The following is a 15,977-nucleotide window of genomic DNA, read 5'->3' as shown; positions in this document are numbered from 1 at the left end:
GCCCAAACTGAACGGATCCTGACTTGCAGCCTTCCCTATCGTCCTCGTCGCGCAACAGGAAGTGGCTCTTGCTGACCGCAGGATCAGTCTTGGTGCTGAGCCTCATTCCGCTGCTCTTCTACACGCGCTACTACTTCCAGGACGATACCGAGAACGGCGCCTACGGAGTCTGGTACCACCTGGGTGAAAACCTGCTGCAGGGCCGGGTTCCGGTTCTTAACCCGTCCGTCTGGTCCAGCGGCAACTACATCGCCGAAGGGCAATGGGGCACCTGGAACCCGCTGGTCATGCTGTTCGGCGTGCTCGCCTACATCAGCCCGAACGCGGTGGTCCTGACCACTGCCCTAAAGGTTGCCATGCTGGTGGCGGCCGGCATGGGCACGTTTGTCCTCGCACGGAGCTATTCACTGTCCCCGGAGTGGGCCTTCATCGCCGGCATCGCCGTTCCCCTGAACGGCTTCACGATGTATTTCGACGCGCCCTCCTGGGTGACGGGTGCGCTGGTATGGGCCATCTTCCCCTTCTTCTGGGCCGAGCTGCGGAAGCTGATGGCCGGCAAGAGGAATCCCTTCTGGGCGTTCATCACGGGGTACCTGATCGTCACGGTGGGCTATGTGGCCGGCACTGTGGCCATCGGTTTCATCCTGCTGGCCGTCGGCATCGAGACGCTGATCCGCAAGGCCTGGCACCCCGCCGTCCGCATTGCCGTCACCGGCGTGTCCCTGGGCCTCGTAGCCGTGGTGGTCTTCCTCCCGGGCGTGCTGACCGCCGCCGTGACCACCCGCGGGACCACCGGCATCTGGAACGACGACTACATGAGCATCGACTTCAACAGCCTGCTCATGGCGCCGATCGCCACCGCCTACCCGCAGCTCCTGTCCTGGTGGTGGTCCGGCACGGGAGCCACCAGCCCCGCGGCGTACATCGCATGGTTCCTGCCCGCCATCGCGTTCGTGAGCTGGAGCCGCTTCAAGAAGCTCAGCCCCGAGCTGCGCGACCTCTTCTTCTTCCTCGCCGCCGCTGCCGCGTTCGTGCTGCTGCCGACGACCATCGGTCCGCTGCGGTACCCTGCCCGGTTTATGCCGTATGTGGCCACCGGCGCTGTGCTGCTGGTCATCGTGGCGTTGGCGCGCGCCCGGCGGCCGCACATCGGACGGCCCTCGCTGTACTTCGCCCTCGGCCTGGTGGCCCTCGGCTCCTACCTGGGCTGGGCTCAGGTCCCGTCGCGCTACTTCACCATCTTCGCGGCCGCCGTCGTGGTCGTGGCGGCGCTGGTGGCGCTGTGGTGGCTGCTGAACCACCCCGAGGCGCAGTCGCACCGCTGGAACAAATTCGGCCTGGGCGCCATGTCGCTGATCGCCATCGGCGTGCTCCTGGCCACCACGGCCACCACCCTGCTGCAGCACCGGACCTCCGCCCGGAGCGGCCTGTCCATCGCCAACCAGCCCGCGGACGTCTCCACCTACAAGGGTGTGCTCAAGGGCGTCGAGAACGACGTGCTGGTGGTGGGCGACGCCCTGGACTACCCGCAGGAGAAGGAGACCTGGGAGCAGACCCTCATGGCCAACGCCTGGTACCTCAGCGACGCCAGCGTCCTGAACCGGTACCAGCTGGTGGGGTTCTCGAAGTTCAACGAGCTCCTGTGCCTGCGGTACCTGGGCGGCACGTGCCCGGAGCTGGCGGAGCGGCTCTTCAACCGCAGGGCCGAGACGGGACTCATGCTCGTGGACGAGCTGAACATCGACAATGTGCAGATCCTCAAGGAGTCCTTCAACAGGCCACAGGTCGCCATGGCGTCCAACAACTACGTTTCGCGCGATGAGGAACTGGAGATCCCTGCCGTTCCGGCCGGGTGGCACGTCGCCGCGGAAACCGACGGCACCGTGCTGTGGAGCCGGGACGTGCCTCTCGGCCCGGCCGGCGGCGTGAGCTGGACCCAGCCGGGGACGAAGCTGACGGAAGTCTCCCGGGACGACACCCGGATCGTCCTGAAGGTTGACGAGGTTCCGGAGGGAGGCGGGCGCGCCGCCCTGAGCCGGCTGCCGTGGCCGGGATATACGGTGGATGGGGCAGAATTGATGGAGCGTCCCGTCGGCGGGTACCTGCTGGGCCTGGATATTCCCGCGGACGCCCAGGGCAAGCTCATCACCATTAACTTCGAGCCTCCGGGCTGGCGGATCGGCATTCCCGTGTGGGCCGTGGCCGTCGCCGGGATGCTGGGCTGGAGCCTGATGGTGGTGTGGCGCACGCGCCGGAACCCGTCAGGGCGGCCGGAAAACGTACATGAGGGGACCAAGTAGCAACATGACAGAAGTTCGGAGCAAGGTGCGTTTTCCAGCCGCGACCAAGGTTTTGGTGATCATGCCGGCCTGGAACGAGCGGGCATGCATCGGTAACACCGTCCGGGAAGTCATTGACCTGGGACGGAACTACGACGTGCTGGTCGTCGACGACGGTTCCGAGGACGGGACGCCGGAGCTGGCGGAGGCCGCCGGAGCGCATGTCCTGCGGCTGCCGTTCAACCTCGGCGTCGGCGGTGCGATGCGGGCCGGGTTCAAGTACGCGCACCGGATGGGCTACGACGCCGTCGTCCAGGTCGACGCGGACGGGCAGCACGACCCCAAAGACATCCCCGCCGTCATCGCGGGGCTGGAACACTCGGACATCTCCATCGGGGCCCGGTTCGCGGATAAGGGACAGTACACCGTCAGCGGGCCCCGGAAATGGGCCATGCGGCTGCTGGCCGCCGTCATTTCCCGGATCGCGCGGACCGAACTGACGGATGTCACGTCCGGATTCCGGGCCGGGAACGTCCGCGCCATCAAGCAGTACCTGAAGCACTATCCGGCCGAGTACCTGGGCGACACCATCGACTCCCTCGTCGTGGCGATCCGCTCCGGGTGCGTGGTCTCCCAGACCGGTGTGGAGATGCGGCCCCGCCAGGGCGGACAGCCCAGCCACAATCCGGCGAAATCGGCGATCTACCTGGTCCGGTCAATGCTGGCACTCCTGTTTGCCATGACCCGCGGCAAAGCCCGCACAACTCACGAAAGCGACATCTGACCGTGGAAAGCATTGCAGCACTCATCTTCTCCCTGCTTGTCCTGGGCAGTGTGGTGTTCCTGCTCCGCGGCAAGGGACTGCGGGAGAAGTACGCCTTCCTCTGGCTGTTTGTCGGCATCGCGTGCCTGGTGCTGACCGCCATCCCGGGCATGCTCCGCTCGGTCACGACCCTGATCGGCGTGCAGGTCCCGTCCAACCTCCTCTTTGCGATGGGCATCATTTTCCTCACCGGCGTTGCCCTGCACTTGTCCTGGGAGGTGTCCGTGCTGGAGGAGGAAGCGCGCACTTTGTCGGAGGAAGCCGCCATCGGACGCGTCCGCCTGGAAGAGCTGGAACGGAAGGTCGAGGCCCTCTCAGCGGCAGCCGGTGACGCCGGCCGGACTGCGCCTGCGGCGCCGTCGGCCACGGCGGACTGGCAGCCGCAGCGGCCCGCCGACTGATCGCAAGGATTGACCTGACTATCAGCCTCCCAGCACCACGTCCCCGTGGACGTGCACGCGATGGTGTGGAGCGCTTGGAGGAATTTAGTTGAAAACACGACTTCCCGCGCCCGCCGGCGACGCAGTGCGGAGCGCCTGGCGCTGGGTATGTGTCAACGACCGCGCCGCCCGGCTGGGAACGGTGCTGGTCTTTGTGGTCCTGGTGCTGTTCGGCATCACGACGTCGTCCATCGGAATTTCCGACCTCCGGCAGGATCCCGCCGACCCGCTCGGCTGGCAGTTCGGCAAGTCCCGGCCCATCAGGTCCGATGAGATCCACGCCTTTTCGGCCATCGTCCTCTCCATCCTGGCCACCCACGGCGCGCCGAGCCTGAGTCCGCTCGCGGCACGCGCCGATCTGGTGCACCGTTTCCCGACCGACGGCTTCTTCGAGCAGTTCGTCTTCTTTGATTCGACCCTGCTCCGCGCCGCCGCGGTGATCCCGGAACATATGCTGTTCGCGGCCCACTGGTGGCTGCCCTCGCTGATCCTGCTGCTTGCCATGCCCACCTGGTTCCATCAGCTCGGGCGTTCCCGCCGATATGGCTGGTTCGCGGCGATCTTGATCATCCTGTCGCCGTCGAACGCCTGGTGGTCGCTCCAGCCGGTGGCGCTGATCGCCTACACCCTCGGCGGGTGCGCCCTCATGATCGCCGCCTACCAGCGCTTCGAGCGGGGACAGCGCTTCGCGCCGGCCGCCCTGGCAGCCGTGGGCGGCATCCTGATCGCGGGCCTTCCCACCTTCTATGCGCCGTGGTCCCTGCTGCTGGGCCTCCCTGTGCTGATCGCCTCGACGGCGTGGATCCTGCTGCAGCGCAGCGGCTGGGCGCCCCGGCTGAAGGCCGTCCTCATCACCGGCGGCACCGCCGTGGTCTTCGGCGCCGGCACGCTCTTCGAGAACCGCGAGGGCCTGCAGGCCCTGTTCAACACGGTGTACCCGGGCTCGCGCCGGGCGGAAGCGGATCCGCAGCCCTTCGGCCGCCTCTTCGGCGCGCCCGCCCTGGGACCGCTGCAGTACTTCGAACCGGTGGGCGTCAACGCGAGCGAACTGTCGTCGTCGTTCACGGTCTTCTTTGTCTGGATCCTGGTGCTCCTGCTGGCCGCGCAGTGGCGGCCGGGCTTCCGGGACAACATTGCCGAATGGACGTTCGGCTCCTGGTCGGCGCTGTGGATCGTCTGGATCAGCCTGGACCTTGGCCCCATGAGCCAGAAGTTCCCCCTGCTCAACCTGGTCACGCCCCCGCGGGCGGCGCAGGTGGTGGGAGTGCTCGCGGTCATCCTCGTCAGCCTCCTGCTGAGCCGCTGGTCGCCGCCGGCCTCGTGGCGCGTTCCGCTGCTGGCCGGCGCGGCGTGCGCCCTCGTCACTGGGTACGCGGCGTCCCTGCTGAAAGCGGCAGACCTGCCGGAACTGCCGGACGCGCAGATCCTGCTGGTCCCTCTGGCTGTGGGCGTGGCCGTGGCAGCCATCACCAAATACCCCCAGCGGCTGTGGCCGCTGGCTCTCTGCGTTGTCCTTGCGGCGCTTCCCGTGGCGCGGGCCAACCCGGTACTGGTTGGCCTTGGGGACCTGCGGGCCTCGGACGCCGCCAAGGCAGTGGCGGCCCAGGCGCCCGCGGCGCGGGCCGACGGCAAGCTCTGGGCGGCGGACTCACCGGAGCTGAACACCCTGCTGCTGTCCAACGGGATGCCCTCCCTGTCCGGGCTCCAGCGGTCCGGCCCGGACGCGGCGGCGTGGCAGAAACTTGATCCAGAATCCGCGTATGCCAACAAATGGAACCGCGGAGGAGGCTACATCTTCTTCTCGTGGGCCCCGGGGCAGCCCACCACCTACCAGACGAACGACTTCGACGCCGTCGGCGTGACGATTGACCCCTGCGTGCTCAAGGGTGCCTGGCAGAACCTGGACCGGATTGTCTCCTCACAGCCGCTGCAGGCCGCGTGCCTGGCCCTGGTCTCGGAACTCCAGTGGGAGGGCAAGCCGGCCTACATCTACACGGTCCGCTAGGCCGGGGCAGCGAAGGGCGCGTACGCCTCCGCAGGGGGAGAACGCAGGGACGGGCGGGCGCCGCGCCGCTAGGGCGTCCGCTCAGGCTGTGGGGGAGGGCGCCGGCGCGGGCTCTGTGCCGCGGCGTTCGGCGCGGATGGCGCCGCGGACCAGCCACAGGGCCAGGGCAAGGAATGCCGCGAAGGCGGCAACGCTCAGCAGGGTGCCGCCGGGCGGCTGCCAGGACGGCTCCGTGACCATGTCGATCCAGCGGCGGTCCACCGCCCAGCCGGTCACGTACCGCCGCAGCGTCTGCATAAAGGTCCAGAAATGGAACACGGTAAGAAGGACGGCGGTGGCGTTCAGGAGTGCCGCGGCCTGGGGCGAGAAGCCACGGGCATCCATGCGGTCCAGTGCCAGGCCGCACACCATCAGCAGCGGGACAAAGACAGCCAGGATGTACCGGCCCTGCCAGACGATCCCGATCGTTCCCACCGCCTGCGCCTGGAGCAGCGGCGGCAGCAGCAGCAGGGCGGCGAGCAGGAAGGCGGCCGCGGTCCGGCCGCGTCCCCTGGCCAGCACGACGGCGGCCATCACCAAAGCAGTGCCGAGCCCCAGCCACAGCACAAACGCGCCCATCGGTGCCGGGACTTCCAGCCAGCCGAACTGTCCGACGTAGCCGGTGGCGTAGTCAAAGGTCCGGTCCAGCATGATCTCGGCCCCGGTCAGGGGGGAGGAACCTGCCGCCTCGAAGGGGTTGCTGGACAGGCTGTCATGCCGGGTGATCCAATACAGGGCGAAGGCGCAGGACAATCCAATGGCGGCCGTACCGGCCCACACCCACGCGTTGCGGCTCAACGCCTTGATCTGCGGCCACGTGCCCAGGATGCAGGCGGTGGCGGCCATAAGCGCCAGCCAGAGCAGGGACAGGCCCTTGGTGTTGGCCAGCACGCAGGCCGCCGCGGTGATCACCGGCACGTAGCGCGGGTAGGCGGTGCGGTCCGCCGAGCGTTCCAGCAGCAGCACCAGGTTGGCCAGCAGCGCCGCGGACGTGGCGTACTCCAGGGAGTTCGGGTTCACGGCACCGTTGAGGAACAAGACCATGGGCGTCATCGCCACGGCGGTGGCGGCCATGGCCCACTTCCGCCGGCGCAGCCCGGATAGTGCCGAGAACGCGGAGGCCAGGAAGAGGCAGCTGAAGAGCGCGCTCACCAGGCGCATCCCGTACACGGCGGGGGCACCGTGGCTGGCGAGGGACGGCAGGCCTACCACGGCGTAATAGAGGGGGTTGTAGTTGCCGGCCGACGTCCGGGCGTCCACCAGCGTGCTGTGGTCGCCGCTGAAGGGAGGCACGCACGACGGCGGGGTGTCCCTCTTCTGGGCAAAACAGCCGAACGTGTCGTAGTAGCCGATGCCGGCCGGCACGGTGACCAGCTGGAACGCGCCGCCGCCGGGCATTTCCCGGCCGGTCAGCTCGCCGCGGACCACCGCGGCAGCCTTGATGACGTGGGCGGGTTCGTCGGGGACACCCATCAGGGGGGTGGCTACGGCCCAGGCGCTGGACAGGCCCATCAGCACCAGGAACGCCCACCAGAACACCTTGCGCTGGCCGGAACGCTGTACACGGTCAGCCGTGCGTGCGCGCTCCGGGCTGTCCGGGTCCTGCCGGCGGGTTGCCGGGGCCTGGATCAACGACCGTTTTCCAGCAGCCCAAGCAGGTAGGTTCCGTACCCGCTCTTAACCAGCGGTTCGGCACGTTCCCGCAGCTCGTCGTCGGTGAGGAACCCCAGCCGCCAGGCGATTTCCTCGGGGGCGCCGATCTTCAGGCCTTGGCGGTTCTCCGTGGTCCGGACAAAGTTGGACGCGTCGTTGAGGTCGTTGAAGGTTCCGGTGTCGAGCCAGGCGGTGCCGCGGGGCAGGATCTCCACGTGGAGCTTTCCGCGCTCGAGGTAGGTCCGGTTGACGTCGGTGATCTCCAGCTCGCCCCGGGCGGAGGGCTTGAGGTCCCGGGCGATCTCAACGACGTCGTTGTCGTAGAAGTAGAGGCCCGGCACGGCGTAGTGGCTCTTGGGCTTGGCCGGCTTCTCCTCGAGGGAGATGGCCTTGCCTTCGGCGTCGAATTCGACCACACCGTAGGACTTGGGGTCGGACACCCAGTAGCCGAAGACGGCGCCGCCGTCGATGTTCTCGAACCGGCGCAGCTGCGTGCCCATCCCCGGGCCGTAGAAGATGTTGTCGCCCAGGACCAGTGCCACGGGCTCGTTGCCGATGTGCTCCGCGCCGAGCACGAAGGCCTGGGCCAGGCCGTCGGGGGAGGGCTGCTGGAGGTAGGTGAGGCTGACACCGAACTGCGAGCCGTCGCCCAGCAGGCGCTGGAACTGCTCGGCGTCGTGCGGGGTGGTGATGATCAGGATGTCCCGGATGCCGGCCAGGATGAGCGTGGAGAGCGGGTAGTAGATCATCGGCTTGTCGAATACCGGCACCAGCTGCTTGCTGACGCCGAGGGTAATCGGATGGAGCCTGGAGCCGGTACCGCCGGCCAAAATGATTCCGCGCATACGGGCCATCTTTCCTGTTAACTCGTGCATCGGCCAAATCCGGTAACCTTTGAAACTATGCAGCGACTACTCGTAACCGGCGGTGCCGGCTTCATTGGCTCCAATTTTGTCCACTATGTCATGTCCTCCACGGACAGCTTCGTGACCGTCCTTGACAAGCTCACGTACGCGGGCAACCTGGAATCCCTGAAGCATCTTCCGGCCGACCGTTTCCGGTTCGTGCAGGGCGATATCTGCGACCAGCCGCTGGTGGACGAGCTGGTGGCCGCCCACGATGTTGTGGTGCATTACGCTGCTGAATCGCACAACGACAACTCGCTGCACGATCCGCGTCCGTTCCTGGACACCAACATCATCGGCACGTACACCCTGATCGAGGCCGCACGTAAGCACAACAAGCGGTTCCACCACATCTCCACCGACGAGGTCTACGGGGATCTGGAACTCGATGATCCGGAGCGGTTCACCGAGAACACCCCGTACAACCCGTCCAGCCCGTACTCCTCCACAAAGGCCGGCTCGGACCTGCTGGTGCGCGCGTGGGTGCGGTCCTTCGGGCTGCAGGCGACCATCAGCAACTGCTCGAACAACTACGGCCCGTACCAGCACGTGGAGAAGTTCATCCCGCGCCAGATCACCAACGTGATCGACGGGATCCGCCCCAAGCTCTACGGCAAGGGCGAGAACGTCCGCGACTGGATCCACGCCAACGACCACTCCTCGGCCGTCCTCGCGATCATCGACAAGGGCCTGATCGGCGAGACGTACCTGATCGGTGCCGACGGCGAAAAGAACAACAAAGAGGTCGTTGAGCTCATCCTGGAGCACATGGGCCAGCCCCGGGACGCCTACGACCACGTGGTGGACCGACCCGGCCACGACCTGCGCTACGCGATCGATTCGACCAAGCTGCGGACCGAGCTGGGCTGGGCGCCGCAGTTCTCGAACTTCGACGCCGGCATCGAGGACACGATTGCCTGGTACCGGGACAACGAGGACTGGTGGCGCCCGCAGAAGGCCGCCACGGAAGCCAAGTACAAGGAGCAGGGCCAGTAGGGATGGAGTTTTCGAAGACGCTCTCCGTGACGGAGACGCCTATCCCGGGGGTCCTCCTGTTCGACCTTCCGGTCCACGGGGACAACCGCGGCTGGTTCAAGGAGAACTGGCAGCGCGAACGGATGCTGGCCGCCGGCCTGCCCGATTTCGGGCCGGTCCAGAACAACATCTCGTTCAACGACAAGGCCGGCACCACCCGGGGCATCCACGCCGAACCCTGGGACAAGTTCGTCTCCGTTGCCAGCGGGCGGATCTTCGGCGCGTGGGTGGACCTGCGCGAAGGACCCACGTTCGGCACGGTCTTCACCGCCGAACTGGATCCCGGCAAGGCGATCTTCATCCCGCGCGGGGTCGCGAACTCCTACCAGACCCTGGACGACAACACCTCCTATGTGTACCTGGTCAACGACCACTGGTCCGCCGACGCGGAATACACCTTCCTCAACCTCGCGGACGAGACCGTCAACATCCCCTGGCCCATTCCGCTGGAGGAAGCCGAACTCTCCGACAAGGACAAGGCACACCCCAGGCTGGCGGACGTGGTCCCCATGCCGCCGCGGCGCACGCTGGTTCTCGGCGCCGGGGGACAGCTGGGCAGGGCGCTCCGCGACGCCTACGCGGGGGACACCAGCGTGGAGTTCGCCGAACGCAGCGATTTCGACGTCGCTGATCCCGCCTCTTTCGAGAAGCGGAACTGGCGCCGGTACTCCACCATCATCAACGCCGCCGCCTACACCGCGGTGGACGAAGCAGAGACCGAGGAGGGGCGCCGGGCCGCCTGGGCCCTCAACGTCACCGCCGTCGCGGCGCTTTCGAAGGTCGCGGCAACCTACGGGCTGGTGCTGGTGCACGTCTCCAGCGATTACGTCTTTGACGGTTCCCTGAAGAGCCACAGCGAGGACGAGCAGCCGGCCCCGCTGGGCGTGTACGGCCAGACGAAGGCCGCCGGGGACGCCGCCGTCAGCGTGGTGCCCCGCCACTACATTGTCCGCACCAGCTGGGTCATCGGCGACGGCGGAAACTTCGTCCGCACCATGGCGTCCCTCGCTGCAAGGGGCATCGCCCCGGCCGTCGTGGACGACCAGGTGGGCCGCCTGACGTTCGCCGGGGACCTCGCGGCCGGCATCAAGCACCTCCTGCAGGCCAAGGCGCCGTTCGGCACCTACAATGTGACCAACGACGGCGAGCCCCAGTCCTGGGCCGACGTCGCCGCCGAGGTCTTTCAACTGGTGGGCGCGTCCCGCGGGGATGTCACGGGCGTCTCCACCGAGGAGTACTTCCGGGGCAAGCAGGCCGCGCCGCGGCCGCTCAACAGCGTCCTGGAGCTGGACAAGATCAAAGCAACGGGGTTCACCCCGGCCGACGCCTCACAGCGGCTCAAGGAATACCTGCGCAGTTCCGTCTAGCGCGGCGCGCACTGCACCACACACAGAGAGGCCCGGACTGGATTCCAGTCCGGGCCTCGCTGTGTTGGTTTTCCTAGTCGGCGTCCGTCGCCTGTTTCCCGGCGCGGCCGGTCTCTTCCATGCGGGCGTGCTTGTGCTGGTGCGGGCCGTGGTGGGTGGCCTTCTTGCCGAACACCCAGTGCTGGTAGAGGAAGAAGTTCCACACCGTCATGGCGGCTGTCGAAACGATCTTGCCGCCCATGTACCCGATGATGGTGGGCGTCAGCAGCTGCACAATCAGCACGGTGGCCAGGGTGTTGGCGACTACCAGGATGCCGTAGCGGATCATGCTCACGTGGGTCCGGTGCGCCGATTCGAACGAGAACTTCCGCTGGACCAGGAAATTGAACACCAGGCTGGCGAGGAAGGCGGTGGCGCTGGCCACGCCCACGTCCCAGTGGAATACCTCGCGCAGGAGCACCAGGAGGCCGAAGTCGACGGCGAACGAGAGTCCGCCCACAATCAGGTAGCGGACGGCGCTGTGGCCAAAGAACCTGCCGATCAGCCCGCGGCGCTTGTCCGCCGGCTTCTTCTCCGGGGCCGGTGTGTCAGGGTTGTTCTTTTGAACGGCCTCCTGAGGGGTGGCCGGGTTGCCCAGGGCGTCTTTATCCGAGGGTGTTGTCCGGGTCATGGCTTGCCCATCTGGACCGGCGCGAGGCGTTTCCGGTCATCGGTGGTGGCGGGGGTGGGGTCGGCGGAACGGGCCGGGCCCGTGGCCGGGGCGGGTGCCGTCCGGGCCGGGACGGCCATGGTCCCTGTCGCCGGGGCTCCTGTCTCCGGGGTTCCGGAGGCCGGAGTCCGGGGGGCTGGGGCCACCGCGTTGGCACGGACGTGGCGCAGCAGCAGGACGGCGCCGAGAATGGTGCCGGCCGCAAAAACGGCCACTGCGGTCAGCGTCCCCAGGGGCGGCTGCCACTGCGGGTTCTGCAGCATCTCGATCCACCGGATCTCCATCGACAGGCCGGTGACGTAGCGGCGCAGGACCCAGACGAAGGTCACGACGTGGCTCAACGCCAGCAGCACGATGAGCGTGTTGAGGGCGGGCACGGCGGGGGCTGGCCACGGCCGGGGATTCGAGTTGTCCAGCGCCATTCCCGCGATCATGAGGCAGGGAACGAAGATCGCCAGGATGTAGCGGCCCTGCCACACCATGCCCTGGTCGGTGATGATCACGGCCTGGAGCAGAACCGGGAGCAGGAGCAGTGCCGCGGAGACGAAGATGGTGGCCACGCGGTAGCGGCCCCGGCCGTAGATGATTCCCGCGAGCACGGCGGCGAAGAAGACCGCCGTCCACAGTGCCATCACCCCGGTGGGCGCATCCAGTTCAAGCCAGCCGAACTGCCCGATGTACCCCTGCATAAAGAGGAAGGTCCTGTCGATCATGATTTCGGCCCCGGCATCAAAGCCCAGCCCGGCGCCGTCGAACGGTTTGCTCGCAAGACTGTTGTGGCTGGCCACCCACCAGAGGGCATACACGCAGGACAGGCCGATCACTGCGGAGCCGGCCCAGACGGACGGGCGGCGAAGGAGTGACTTGATCTCGGCCGCCGTCCCCAGCAGGAGGACCGCCACCACGACCACCAGCATCCAGAGCAGCGAGAGTGCCTTGGTGTTGGCCAGCAGGGCGGCCGCGACCGTTGTTGCGGCCACCGGCACGATCAGGGCCCGGCCCTTGAGCGAGCCCTTCAGGAGGAGCGTGAGGTTGGCGGCGATGGCAGCGGTTGTTCCGAATTCCAGGCTGTTCGGGTTGACGGAGCCGCTCAGGAACAGGGTCATCGGCGTGACGGCGGCAGCAAGGCCGAGGGTGGCCCACTTGTTCCGGGGCAGGCGGGACAGCGCGGAAAACGCCAGCGCCAGGAAGACGCTGGTGAGGAGGGCGCTGACCAGCCGCATGCCGTAGACGGCCTTGAAACCGCCGACCAGCAGGGAGGGCCACCCGACTGCTGCGTAGTAGACCGGGTTGTACAGGCCTGCCGTGGTCAGCGCGGACACGATTTCGTTGGGGTCCCCGGGAATGAGCGGCGAGCACTTGGGGGTGGCTGTGATGTCCCGCACGAAGCAGGTGATCTGGTTGGTGTGCTCAATGGCCCGGGGGACCTGGACGGCCAGGAGGGGGCCGCCGTCGCCGGTCTGGGCGCCCACCAGCTCGCCGCGGACCACGGCGGCGGCCTTGACGATATGGGCCGGTTCGTCCGGGATGGACGAGACCGGCGAGGCCAGCGCCCACCCGGAGCTCATCACGAAGATGGCGAGCAGCGGCCACCAGAACCATCTGGCACCGGGGTTGCGGTCCGGTGGACTCATGATGGCGTGCTTCAAGGTGCGGGCTCCTCAGGGAATGGCGGGCAGTGTCCGTGCTGCTGACGGCCCGCCTCAAGTCATGGCTCTAAGTAGTCTAAGTCAGTCCGGGAGTCCGCCTGCTCAGAGAACCAAGCCCAGCGTGCGCGCCAGATAGCCCTCACTGGGCTTCATTCCGGTCCCGGAGTAAGCCCACAGGGACCCGTCCGGCCGCCGGGCGACCAGATCCGGGTTGCTGTCGCCGTTGAGGTTCCAGCCGTTGAGCACCGTGTCGAAGATGTTCCATCCGGTGCCGATCCGGATGGTGGCTCCGGGCTTTCCGGTGCCGTCGCCGGGGTAGAGCCAGAACGTGCCGTCGGGCCGGCGGGCCAGCAGGTCGTTCCTGCCGTCGGAGTTGAAGTCGCCGGCGCCGAAGATCTGGTCAAACACTTCCCAGCCGTAGTCGCCGACCCTGACGGCGCCCTGGTAGCCGCTGTTGGCGGCATCGACTTTTCCGGTGCCCTTGTACAGCCAGAGCGAACCGTTGGGCTTCCGGGCCAGGAGGTCGTTCCTGCCGTCGCCGGTCAGGTCCCCGGTCCCGGTGATGGTGTCGAAGACCTCCCAGCCGGCCACGCCGATCTTCGTGGCACCGGCGTAGCCGTTGCTGCCGGCATCCACCCGTCCCGTCCCCGGATACAGCCACAGCGTGCCGTCCGGTTTCCGGGCGACAAGGTCGCCCTTCCCGTCGCCGTTGAAGTCACCCACGCCGGCGAAAGCATCGAAGGCGTCCCAGCCGTAGTCACCGATCCTCTTCGGGGTGCCGTAGGCCCCGGTCCCGTTGCCAGGGTAGAACCACAGGGTTCCATCCGGCTTGCGGGCCAGCAGGTCGCCCTTGCCGTCGCCGTTGAAATCCTGGACCGGAATGAGCGCGTTGAAGGCACCCCAGCCGTATTCGCCGATCTTCCGGGCGGCCTCGTAGCCCTGGTCCTTCATGGCGGTTCCGGCGTAGAAGTAGACGGCGCCGGCGGCGTCGGCGGCCACGAAGTCCGACATCCGGTCGCCGTTGGCGTCCCCGGTCCCCACGATGTCGCCGTAAATTCCCCACCCTGACCCGATCAGGCGGCCGTTGACCAGCACGGCGCGGCCGGTGTTCGAGTAGAGCCACAGGGTGCCGTCGGGCCGCCGGCCAGCCAGGTCGCTGGTGCCGTCGCCGTCGAAGTCCTGGATGGCGATGAGCTGGTCGAAGATCTGCCAGCCGTAGTCGATCTTGCGGGCCGTGCCGGTCTGGCCGGCGCCGGTCCCGGAGTAAAGGTAAAGGCTGCCGTCGGGCGTGCGGGCCGCGAGGTCGGCTCTGCCGTCGCCGTCGAAGTCCCGGACGCCCACGATGCTGTCGAACGCGTTCCAGCCGAATTCGCCGATCTTGACGACGGGGCGGTACCCCTCGTCGGTCGCGGACACCCGCCCGGTGCCGGCATAGAACCACAGTGAGCCGTCCAGCTTCCTGGCGACGAGGTCGTTCTTCCCGTCGGAGTTGTAGTCGCCCACGCCGAGGACGCGGTCGTAGATGCCCCAGCCGGAACCGATCCGGCGCCCGGCCTGGTATTGCCCGGCGCCGTTGCCGGGGTAGAACCAGAGTTCGCCGTCGGCCCTGCGCTGGATCTGGTCGGCGAGGCCGTCGCCGTCGAAATCGCCCTGGCACCGGCTGACCGCTCCACGGAGGGCTACCGTGCCGCCATGGCCGCGGCCACCGCTAACGGCGGAGCTGAAATGGGGCAGGGAAGCCGCGCGGAAGGAGTCGCCGCCGTTGGCGAACGGGCCGGACTCGCTGTACTGCCAGAAGCTGAAGTTGGCCCAGCTGGAGGGCAGGGCGCCCGGGCTGTCGCTGGGGGAGCTGGGCCAGCGGGCAATCCACAGCGGCCAGTCACCGAAGCCGGCAGGCCCGCCCACGCAGTAGTTCCACCACGACGTGGTGGTGTACATCACCGGCAGGCGGCCGGTCAGTGCCACCATCGTGTTGCCGAAGTCGCGCGCCCAGGAGGTCAGCTGGGCAGGGGTCATGTCGTAGCAGCTGTTGCCCTGGTAATAGCCGTTGATGGTCTGGCCGGCATAGGGGTTCCCCTCAAAGTCCAGCACCGGAGGCAGGGTGTACCCGTCGGCGCTCCAGCCGCCGCCGTTCCGCACGAAGATCCTGGCCTGGTCCGCGCCGGAGGAGGCCGCGGGGTTGGCGAAGTGGTAGGCGCCGCGGATCATGCCGACGGCCCGGGAGCCTAAGTACTGGCTGCTGAAGGTGGAGCTGATGTTGTAGTTGCCTTCGGTGGCCTTGATGTAGGCGAACCGGGCGCCCATGTTCCACTCGGTCTGCCAGTTGATGCCGGCCTGGTAGATGCTGACGTCCAGTCCCTGGACGCCGTAGCTGGGCATCCAGGTGCCCTGCGTGGTCAGCGCCTCGGTGGTGGCCCTCTCCCCGCCAACGGCCGCGACTCCTTCCGCGCGGCTTCCCTGCCCCATTTCAGCTCCGCCGTTAGCGGTGGCCGCGGCCATGGCGGCACGGTAGCCCTCCGTGGAGCGGTCAGCCGGTGCCAGGGCGCCGGCCGGAGCCGGGGGCGTGGCCTGCGTGGTGGCAGGGGTCTGGGTGGGCGTGGCGGTTGGCGTTGCCGGCGCAGTGGAGGCGGCGGGCGCTGGTGTAGGGGCCGGGGTAGTGACGGGCGACGGCGCCGTCACGGGCATCGCTGTAACTGCCGGCGGCGCGGCGGTGGCGGGGGACGCCAGCCCCGGCCCGGCGATGAGGGAGACAGCCAGCAGGGCTGCTCCGACCCGGCTGCCGGAACTGTTGGGGGGAAGTATGGTCCGCTTCATTTGCCGCTCCGGAAACAACACCGCTCATTGGCAGCGCCATAGTGATCCCGCGGCCGCTGGAGAGCCGGCGAGGCTGCCTGGACCTGGGAATGTCTGACTTTGTCGCGCTCACCCTAACACCGCCGGTTAAACAGAACCAGAGTTTCTGCTGTTACTGGTGTGGCAATTGTTATGAACGGCTGGTCGAGTTTTCCACATAAGGCTTGCCCTGCCCTTGTCCTGTGGCCGGGGCGCCCCTAGTTTTAACCCAATTGCAGCG

Annotated in this window: 11 protein-coding genes; 6 read left to right on the top strand and 5 right to left on the bottom strand. The window is 67.5% G+C overall.

The window, feature by feature from the left end; genetic code table 11:
- Nucleotides 1-92 precede the first annotated feature (92 nt).
- The 4 genes from ACTWQD_RS04470 (at nt 93) to ACTWQD_RS04455 (ending at nt 5,547) form a co-directional block, all read left to right on the top strand.
- A complete protein-coding gene (locus tag ACTWQD_RS04470) occupies nt 93-2,300 on the top strand; it encodes a hypothetical protein (protein ID WP_443194988.1) in 2,208 nt (735 codons plus the stop codon).
- Between the two features lie 61 nt (nt 2,301-2,361).
- Entirely contained in the window at nt 2,362-3,063 is a 702-nt protein-coding gene (locus ACTWQD_RS04465) for a glycosyltransferase family 2 protein (protein ID WP_443194987.1), read from the top strand.
- Between the two features lie 2 nt (nt 3,064-3,065).
- Nucleotides 3,066-3,503: a DUF2304 domain-containing protein gene (locus tag ACTWQD_RS04460; protein WP_443194986.1), complete on the top strand. Its 438-nt coding sequence runs from the start codon at nt 3,066-3,068 to the stop codon at nt 3,501-3,503.
- Nucleotides 3,504-3,591: 88 nt separating this feature from the next.
- Nucleotides 3,592-5,547: a DUF7657 domain-containing protein gene (locus ACTWQD_RS04455; RefSeq protein ID WP_443194985.1), complete on the top strand. Its 1,956-nt coding sequence runs from the start codon at nt 3,592-3,594 to the stop codon at nt 5,545-5,547.
- An 81-nt stretch (nt 5,548-5,628) separates the two neighbouring features.
- On the opposite strand, the gene ACTWQD_RS04450 is transcribed toward ACTWQD_RS04455, so the two are convergent.
- The gene (locus ACTWQD_RS04450; RefSeq protein ID WP_443194984.1) at nt 5,629-7,218 is read right to left on the bottom strand and encodes a DUF2142 domain-containing protein; all 1,590 of its coding nucleotides are present in this window, start codon (nt 7,216-7,218) and stop codon (nt 5,629-5,631) included.
- Nucleotides 7,215-8,084 (bottom strand): glucose-1-phosphate thymidylyltransferase RfbA, encoded by an 870-nt coding sequence (gene rfbA, locus ACTWQD_RS04445; protein WP_443194983.1) that lies wholly within the window; start codon nt 8,082-8,084, stop codon nt 7,215-7,217. Before rfbA ends, ACTWQD_RS04450 begins: the two co-directional genes overlap by 4 nt.
- Nucleotides 8,085-8,141: 57 nt before the next feature.
- On the opposite strand from rfbA, the gene rfbB reads away from it, so the two are divergent.
- Both rfbB and ACTWQD_RS04435 read left to right on the top strand, forming a co-directional pair.
- Nucleotides 8,142-9,140, top strand: a complete 999-nt coding sequence (gene rfbB, locus ACTWQD_RS04440; protein WP_443194982.1) for a dTDP-glucose 4,6-dehydratase — start codon at nt 8,142-8,144, stop codon at nt 9,138-9,140.
- A 2-nt stretch (nt 9,141-9,142) separates the two neighbouring features.
- Nucleotides 9,143-10,546, top strand: coding sequence for a sugar nucleotide-binding protein (locus ACTWQD_RS04435; RefSeq protein WP_443194981.1), 1,404 nt, complete (start codon nt 9,143-9,145; stop codon nt 10,544-10,546).
- Nucleotides 10,547-10,619: 73 nt separating this feature from the next.
- Here the strand turns inward: ACTWQD_RS04435 and ACTWQD_RS04430 are convergent, their stop codons facing one another.
- From ACTWQD_RS04430 to ACTWQD_RS04420, 3 genes are all read right to left on the bottom strand, one after another.
- Nucleotides 10,620-11,216 (bottom strand): GtrA family protein, encoded by a 597-nt coding sequence (locus ACTWQD_RS04430; protein WP_443194980.1) that lies wholly within the window; start codon nt 11,214-11,216, stop codon nt 10,620-10,622.
- Nucleotides 11,213-12,889 carry a DUF2142 domain-containing protein gene (locus ACTWQD_RS04425; protein ID WP_443194979.1) on the bottom strand — a complete coding sequence of 559 codons (1,677 nt, stop codon included), beginning with the start codon at nt 12,887-12,889 and terminating at the stop codon, nt 11,213-11,215. Before ACTWQD_RS04425 ends, ACTWQD_RS04430 begins: the two co-directional genes overlap by 4 nt.
- Nucleotides 12,890-13,006: 117 nt before the next feature.
- A complete protein-coding gene (locus ACTWQD_RS04420) occupies nt 13,007-15,718 on the bottom strand; it encodes a GH25 family lysozyme (protein WP_443194978.1) in 2,712 nt (903 codons plus the stop codon).
- Nucleotides 15,719-15,977: the final 259 nt, after the last annotated feature.

The sequence above is a fragment of the Pseudarthrobacter sp. 1C304 genome, assembly GCF_052245515.1.
Lineage (GTDB): Bacteria > Actinomycetota > Actinomycetes > Actinomycetales > Micrococcaceae > Arthrobacter.
Note: the sequence above shows the minus strand (reverse complement) of the source record. Positions and strands in the feature narration are given on the sequence as shown.

Excerpts from the sequence above, each read along its gene's own strand:
- ACTWQD_RS04420 (WP_443194978.1), bottom strand. The coding sequence starts at position 15,718 with ATGAAGCGGACCATACTTCCCCCCAACAGTTCCGGCAGCCGGGTCGGA.
- ACTWQD_RS04435 (WP_443194981.1), top strand. The coding sequence starts at position 9,143 with ATGGAGTTTTCGAAGACGCTCTCCGTGACGGAGACGCCTATCCCGGGG.
- ACTWQD_RS04430 (WP_443194980.1), bottom strand. The coding sequence starts at position 11,216 with ATGACCCGGACAACACCCTCGGATAAAGACGCCCTGGGCAACCCGGCC.
- ACTWQD_RS04465 (WP_443194987.1), top strand. The coding sequence starts at position 2,362 with ATGCCGGCCTGGAACGAGCGGGCATGCATCGGTAACACCGTCCGGGAA.
- ACTWQD_RS04425 (WP_443194979.1), bottom strand. The coding sequence starts at position 12,889 with ATGAGTCCACCGGACCGCAACCCCGGTGCCAGATGGTTCTGGTGGCCG.
- rfbA (WP_443194983.1), bottom strand. The coding sequence starts at position 8,084 with ATGCGCGGAATCATTTTGGCCGGCGGTACCGGCTCCAGGCTCCATCCG.
- rfbB (WP_443194982.1), top strand. The coding sequence starts at position 8,142 with ATGCAGCGACTACTCGTAACCGGCGGTGCCGGCTTCATTGGCTCCAAT.